At 63.3% G+C, this 6,091-nt stretch carries 6 protein-coding genes and 1 tRNA gene; 5 read left to right on the top strand and 2 right to left on the bottom strand.

Translation table 11 applies throughout. From position 1 onward, the window contains the following. The 3 genes from IP83_RS15490 to IP83_RS15480 all read left to right on the top strand — a co-directional run. Positions 1-824, top strand: an 824-nt coding sequence (locus tag IP83_RS15490) for a TonB-dependent receptor (protein WP_156309766.1), incomplete at its 5' end; no start/stop codon positions are given. A 2-nt stretch (positions 825-826) separates the two neighbouring features. Beyond that, on the top strand, positions 827-2,146 hold the full coding sequence (locus IP83_RS15485) for a saccharopine dehydrogenase family protein (RefSeq protein WP_054123132.1): 1,320 nt from the start codon (positions 827-829) through the stop codon (positions 2,144-2,146). Positions 2,147-2,796: 650 nt separating this feature from the next. Further along, positions 2,797-3,063 carry a helix-turn-helix domain-containing protein gene (locus tag IP83_RS15480; protein ID WP_082364756.1) on the top strand — a complete coding sequence of 89 codons (267 nt, stop codon included), beginning with the start codon at positions 2,797-2,799 and terminating at the stop codon, positions 3,061-3,063. A 20-nt stretch (positions 3,064-3,083) separates the two neighbouring features. Here IP83_RS15480 and IP83_RS15475 read toward each other — a convergent pair whose 3' ends face one another. Together IP83_RS15475 and IP83_RS15470 are read right to left on the bottom strand one after the other, a co-directional pair. After that, the gene (locus IP83_RS15475) at positions 3,084-4,322 is read right to left on the bottom strand and encodes an integrase arm-type DNA-binding domain-containing protein (RefSeq protein ID WP_054123131.1); all 1,239 of its coding nucleotides are present in this window, start codon (positions 4,320-4,322) and stop codon (positions 3,084-3,086) included. Between the two features lie 199 nt (positions 4,323-4,521). Beyond that, a tRNA-Gly gene (locus tag IP83_RS15470) sits at positions 4,522-4,595 on the bottom strand. Positions 4,596-4,742: 147 nt separating this feature from the next. Between IP83_RS15470 and IP83_RS15465 the strand changes: the two genes are divergently transcribed. Together IP83_RS15465 and IP83_RS15460 are read left to right on the top strand one after the other, a co-directional pair. Continuing rightward, complete coding sequence (locus IP83_RS15465; protein WP_054123130.1) at positions 4,743-5,453, top strand: glutathione binding-like protein; 711 nt, start codon at positions 4,743-4,745, stop codon at positions 5,451-5,453. Further along, positions 5,450-6,070 carry a 2-hydroxychromene-2-carboxylate isomerase gene (locus IP83_RS15460; RefSeq protein WP_054123129.1) on the top strand — a complete coding sequence of 207 codons (621 nt, stop codon included), beginning with the start codon at positions 5,450-5,452 and terminating at the stop codon, positions 6,068-6,070. Before IP83_RS15465 ends, IP83_RS15460 begins: the two co-directional genes overlap by 4 nt. The last annotated feature ends 21 nt before the right edge of the window (positions 6,071-6,091 follow it).

Below are 6,091 nucleotides of genomic sequence, written 5' to 3'. Positions count from 1 at the left end.
CGGGCGCACCGAGCCTCTACGTGCAGTCCACGAGCGGCGTGCTTGCTCCGCCGGTCGCGCGATGGGACAACTTCTCGCCGCGCTTCGCGCTGCGCTATGCAGTCACGCCCGACATCAGTGCCTATGCCAATGTCGCCTTCGGCTACAAATCGGGCGGTTTCAACATCCTCGTGCCGCAGAAGGGCAAGTTCGATCCCGAGGAAGTGCGCTCCTATGAGGCCGGCCTCAAGGGCGATGTGCTGGGCGGCAAGCTGTTCTTCGATGTGAACGGCTTCTATTACACCTACACCAACCTGCAGGTTCAGATCGTCGAGGCGGTCACCTATACCAACAACGCCGGCAGCGCGCGCGGCTATGGCGGCGAGACGACCCTGCGCGCGAAGCCGCTGCCGGGTCTCAATCTCGCCGGTACACTCTCGCTGCTTGATGCACGCTACAAACGCTATACCCCAACCCCCGGCATCGATTACCGCAACAATCGGCTGAGCCGGGCACCCGGCATTTCCGGCTCGGGTTCAGCCGACTACACGTTCGACATCGGCCATGCGGGCTCGGTACTGCTCGGCAGCGAAGTGCGCTTCCAGTCGCGGCAGTATTTCAACCCGGACAACAGCGCGATCCAGACCGGCCGTGCCTATGCCATCGTCGATGCGCGGCTCACCTGGACCTCCGCCAACCGCCGCATGTCGATCACCGGCTACGTGCAGAACCTCAACAACGCGCGCTACGAGACGCAGACGCAGGTGATCACGCCGTTCGATCTGGCGATCTTCCGCGCTGGCGATCAGCGCCGCTTCGGCGTTCGCGCCTCGGTGGAGTTCTGATCTTGGCTCAGACAAACGACAACAAGGCCCGCGTCGTGGTCCTCGGCGCGGCGGGGCAGATGACATCGGTAACGGTGAAGGCCCTGTTCGGCCCGCTCGCTGATCATCGCTTCACGCTGGTCGACCTCAACGAAGCGGCGCTTGGCACGATGCGCCACGAGGCGCCAGCCGGGACAGAGATCGAGCTTGCACGCACCGACATCTACGATGCGGCGGCGCTTCGTGGGCTGATCAAGGGTGCGCGCTATGTCATCCATGGCGCGGGGCCCTTCCACAAGACCGCGAAGCTGGTGCGCACCGTCGCGATCGAGGAAGGCGCGGACTATTTCGATATCGATGACGACAACGAAAGCACGCTCGAGGCGATAGAGCTTGGGCCGCGCGCTGAGGCGGCGGGCACAGCGCTCTACGTCGGCCACGGTGCATCGCCAGGTTTCACCAATGTGATGGCCACCGATCTGATGCGCCGGCTCGAGAGCGTGGTCGATGTGGAGGTCGCGTGGACGGTCGGCGACGAGGGCAAGATGGAACTCGGCCGTGCAGTCGCCGAACACACGCTGCACATCGGCGCGGGCGACTGCGTAACCTGGGCGGACGGCCGCCGTGTCGTGCGGCGCAGCTTCGAGCGTGCCGAGAAGTTCCCGATGGGCCCGCCACTGGGGCTCTACAATCTCTACGAATGCGCGCATCCCGAAACGATCACGCTGCCGCACAGCTTTCCATGGTTGCGGTCGGCGCAATGCTGGGGCGGCATGCATCCGCAGGCAATCAACGGGATCGTCAAGGGCGTCGCGCGCGCCGAGGCGGATGGCAAGCTGACCCGCGACGAAGCTTGCGCTTTCCTGCAGGATATCCTGCGCGGCGATACGGGCTCGGCGAAAGGCTGGCGATACGCCTTCGCCGGCATGCTGGCCCAAGTCCGCCGGGGCGAGAACACGCTTGGCGCCATGACCTCCGCGCTATCTGACGCAGTGCGCGGAATCCATCGGCCGACGCAGGCCGGCATGGCCGCGCGCGTGCGCGGCTGGCGCGGCAGTGAGGCGATCGAGATCACCAGGGCCACAAACGCACCGAGGCCGGGAACCTTCACCGAATCGATGGCCTCGATGACCGGGCTCTCGGCTGCTGCGTTCTTCCTGATGATCACCGGCAGTCCGCGCCGGGTCGGCTTCCAGCCACCCGAGCGCTGGGCTGACCTCACTGGCTTCGAGGCGATGATCCGTAGCATTGCCCCGGAGCCCGACTATCCCGTCCTGCTGGCGCCTATAGAGCAGCGCATCGATCCACTGGCGCTATGCAACTGGGCAATCGCTGCCGAGTGATGTGGTCTGGAGCCTGCATCCATCAACTGCGGATGGTGCTTCTCTCGCAAACCAGGGAGGTGCTTGATTCCATTGCTGTACATTGGCCGCTTTGGCCACCGCCGGGCCAATAGGAGTTGCTCGCAAATGCGCTGCGAGTTTCTGCCTCCTTCAGGATTGCAGTGCGTCCGCCATACCGCGCCTTCAGGCCAGCGCCTGTAGGCAACCGGTGATCCCGTCGGTCCTGAATTCCAGATCTCCATTTTCAGACCGTTCGCGAGCCACTCAAAGCTGCTCTGGAAGGGGGACGGTAGGCACACCGTACGCGACTTGTCGCAGGTGATAAGATGCCGAAATCATTACGTAAAATGATGGTTTCAGTTGCTTCGGCGCTTTCCCGTCACTCTGACTTGCAGGCTATAGAGACAGGTCGGGGTCAAGGGTTGGAAGGCGAAGACCGCACAAATCCTTGCCTTCTATGTTCTTGACATGTTCCGTATGCCGATGTAGTTTGCTCCCCACTTTCGCAGGGTGACCAGGCTCCTCAACTTGAGGAGTTTATCGATGAAACAAGCTGATTCGGTTGATGTAGATGGTCACGTCGCGATGGACTTGCGCCGTAATCCTGTCCTCCCACAAGCCAACGGTCTCCCGCTTGGGGAGACCGGGCAATGATCCGGCGCACTGCTTCTCTGCCAAAAGCCGATGCTCAGCTCGGGCTCCCGTTCGATGGCGCCGAGACGTCGGCGCCGCCGGTCCAAGTGCCCGGTGATCCGATCAGCGTCCGCGTCGCGGAAGCGATCCGGCTCACCGGCATCGGCAGGTCGAAGCTCTACGAACTGATGGCCTCCGGCGACATCGAGACGATCAAGGTCGGCCGCTGCACACTCATACCGATGACAAGCCTGCGCGCGTTGGTGCGCCGCGGCGCGCCTTAGGCGCGTCGCGCTGTTCTCCGTCATGCCACGCGCGCGAGCCGGCTCCGCATCGACTTTGTGTTTATCGTATCACGAAGCTTGTCGAGGTGGTCAGACCACCACTGCGCCATCTCGACCCTCTCCTTCCAGTGCTGGCCGCGATGATAGGCTGCGCGGACCTTGTCCTTGTCGCCATGGGCGAGTGCTCTCTCGATCGCATCAGATGACCATTTGCCGGATTCGTTGAGAAGCGTGCTCGCCATCGCGCGGAAGCCATGGCCCGTCATCTCTTCGCTTCGGTAGCCAAGACGCCGGAGACCGCTGTTGAGGGTGTTCTCGCTCATCGGCCTTGCTCTCGAGCGGACCGAGGGGAAGACGTAGCCCCTAGGCCCGGTAACCGGCTTCAGTTCCTCAAGCATGGCGATCACCTGCCGCGACAGCGGCACATGGTGCGCTTTGCGCATCTTCATCTTCTCGGGCGGGATGGTCCACACCCTCTCCTCGAAATTGATCTCGCTCCACATAGCGTGGCGCAGTTCGCCGGGGCGTACGAACACGTGAGCAGCGAGCAGCAGCGCCTGCCTGGTGATCCCGAAGCCGTCATAGCCATCAATCGCTCGCAGCAACTCGCCAACCTTCTCGGGCTCGACTATAGCGCCATAGTGCGTCACGTGCGGTGTCAGCAGGGCGCCGCGCAGATCCCGCGTTGGATCCGAGGGAATGCGCGCCGTCGCGACAGCATAGCGAAAGACCGAACCGGCCAGTTGCAGAGTGCGCCGTGCGCTCTCGAGTTTTCCTCTCCGCTCGATCCTGCGCACGGCTTCGAGCACGTCGATCGGCGCAATGTCCGTGATCGGCAGCCTGCCAATCGAGCCATCCAGCAGGCTCAGCAGATACTCGCACCGCGCCGCCGTTGCCGGCGCCCAGGCACTGGCGCCGTCACGCTTGCGCTTCGCGCAATACTCCTCGGCTACCATCGTGAATGTGCAGCCTGCGATCACCTCCGCATGCTGACGGGCCTTCACTTTCTCGCGCGACGGATCGAGCCCCGAATGCAACTGTTCGCGCGCCTTGTCCCGGCGGCGGCGCGCCTCACTCAGGCTGATCTCGGGATAGGGTCCGATCGCCAGCTTCTTTTCCTTGCCCAGCAGGCGATACTTCATCCGCCAGAGTTTGCTGCCATTCGGCTGTACCTGGAGATAGAGCCCAGAGAAGTCGCCCAGCTTGTAAGGCTTCGCGCGCGGCTTTGCGTTTCTGACTGCGGCATCCGACAGCGGCATTGGCAAACTCCCTTGCGTAAGCGAGGCCCCCTCCTGCTGGGGGCCTCACATCGGCGCTGGGGGCTTTGACACTGCCGAGGCCCCCAGAAGGGCCGGATGTAGGTAGAAATCTTTGGCTTCCAGCGGCCTGATGACGCTGAAAATATCGCGGATTTCTGCGGGTTACAACGATGTGGGTGGACGCCGACGGACGGTAATGTGGAGCGGGTGAAGGGAATCGAACCCTCGTATTCAGCTTGGGAAGCTGCTGCTCTACCATTGAGCTACACCCGCCCGGGCGGCATTGGCCATGGCCTGCGGCGACGCCTGCCGTATGGCGGGATCGTTGGCGCGCTTCAAGTCCCTTTCGTGTTCGCGGCATTGCTTGTCGCGTGGCGGCGTGGAATGTCTGCAGGCAGAGGATGCCGACAGGAAACGGTAATGATCGAACTGCTGACCGCGCCGACGCCGAACGGGTGGAAGATTTCCATCATGCTCGAGGAATGCGGCCTGCCCTATGAGGTGAAGTGGATCAACCTCGGCAAGGGCGAGCAGTTTGCGTCCGAGTTTCTGGCGGTGAGCCCCAACAACCGCATCCCGGCGATCATCGACCATGCCCCCGCTGACGGTGGCGAGCCGGTTTCGGTGTTCGAGACCGGGGCGATCCTTGTCTATCTGGCGGAGAAGACAGGGCAGTTCCTTCCGGCGGACCTGCGCGGGCGCAAGGCGGTGCTGGAGTGGCTGTTCTGGCAGGTCGGCGGGCTGGGGCCGATGCTGGGGCAGCACGGGCATTTCCGGCTCTATGCGCCCGAGCGGATCGCCTACGCCACCGAGCGATACCGCAATGAGGCGCTGCGGCTGTATGGCGTGCTCGACAGGCAGCTGGCGCGCCATGAACACGTTGCGGGTGCGGACTATTCGATTGCCGACATGGCCTGCTTCCCATGGATCCAGACGTGGAAGGCGCAAGGGATTCCGCTGGAGGAGTTTCCGGCGCTGAAGGCGTGGTACGACCGGTTGAAGGAACGCCCGGGGCTCCGGGCCGGGATGGCCGTGGGGCGTGACCGGATCAACAAACGGCCGCAGGACGATGCCGAAGCGCGGCGGGTGCTGTTCGGGATCAAGGACAAGGACGGGGAGCAGGGCGAATGAGCGTGCGCGTCGAGTTTTTCTATGACCTCTCATCGCCGTGGACGCGGCTGGCGTTTCACAACTTCCGCGCCGGGATAGCTGATCGTGATGTGGCGGTGACTTGGCGACCGTTCCTCGTCGGCGGAGTGTTTAATGCCGTGAACCAGAGCGTCTATGAAAGCCGCGCCAACCCGGACAACCCTAAGTTCCGCCTCAGTTTCGTGTGGCTGAAGGAATGGGCGCGGCTGGCGGGGCTTCGCATGAACTTCCCGTCCGAGTTCCATCCGGTGAAGTCGGTTCATGCCATGCGCTTCTGCTGTGCGCTGGAGGATCGGCCGGACGATCTGCTCACCTTCAGCGAGGCGACGTTCGAGGCCTATTTCGGCGATGCGCGCAATATCGACGATCCTGTGGTGCTGGAGGATATCGCCAACGCCTGTGGTGTCGATGGCGCGGCGCTGCGGGCGGCTTCAGCGAGTGACGAGGTGAAGGCGCGGCTCAGGGCCAACACCGATGAGGCCATTGCACGCGGGGCGTTCGGTTCGCCGACGATATTCGTCGATGGGGCCTACATGTATTTCGGGAACGACCAGTTGCCGCTCGTGATGCAGCGCATCGATACGGTCGCTGCCGGCTGAGGCCCCAGTTGCGCTGGATCA

The organism is Novosphingobium sp. AAP93 (genome assembly GCF_001296055.1).
In the GTDB taxonomy this organism is placed as follows: Bacteria; Pseudomonadota; Alphaproteobacteria; order Sphingomonadales; family Sphingomonadaceae; genus Novosphingobium.
Note: the sequence above shows the minus strand (reverse complement) of the source record. Positions and strands in the feature narration are given on the sequence as shown.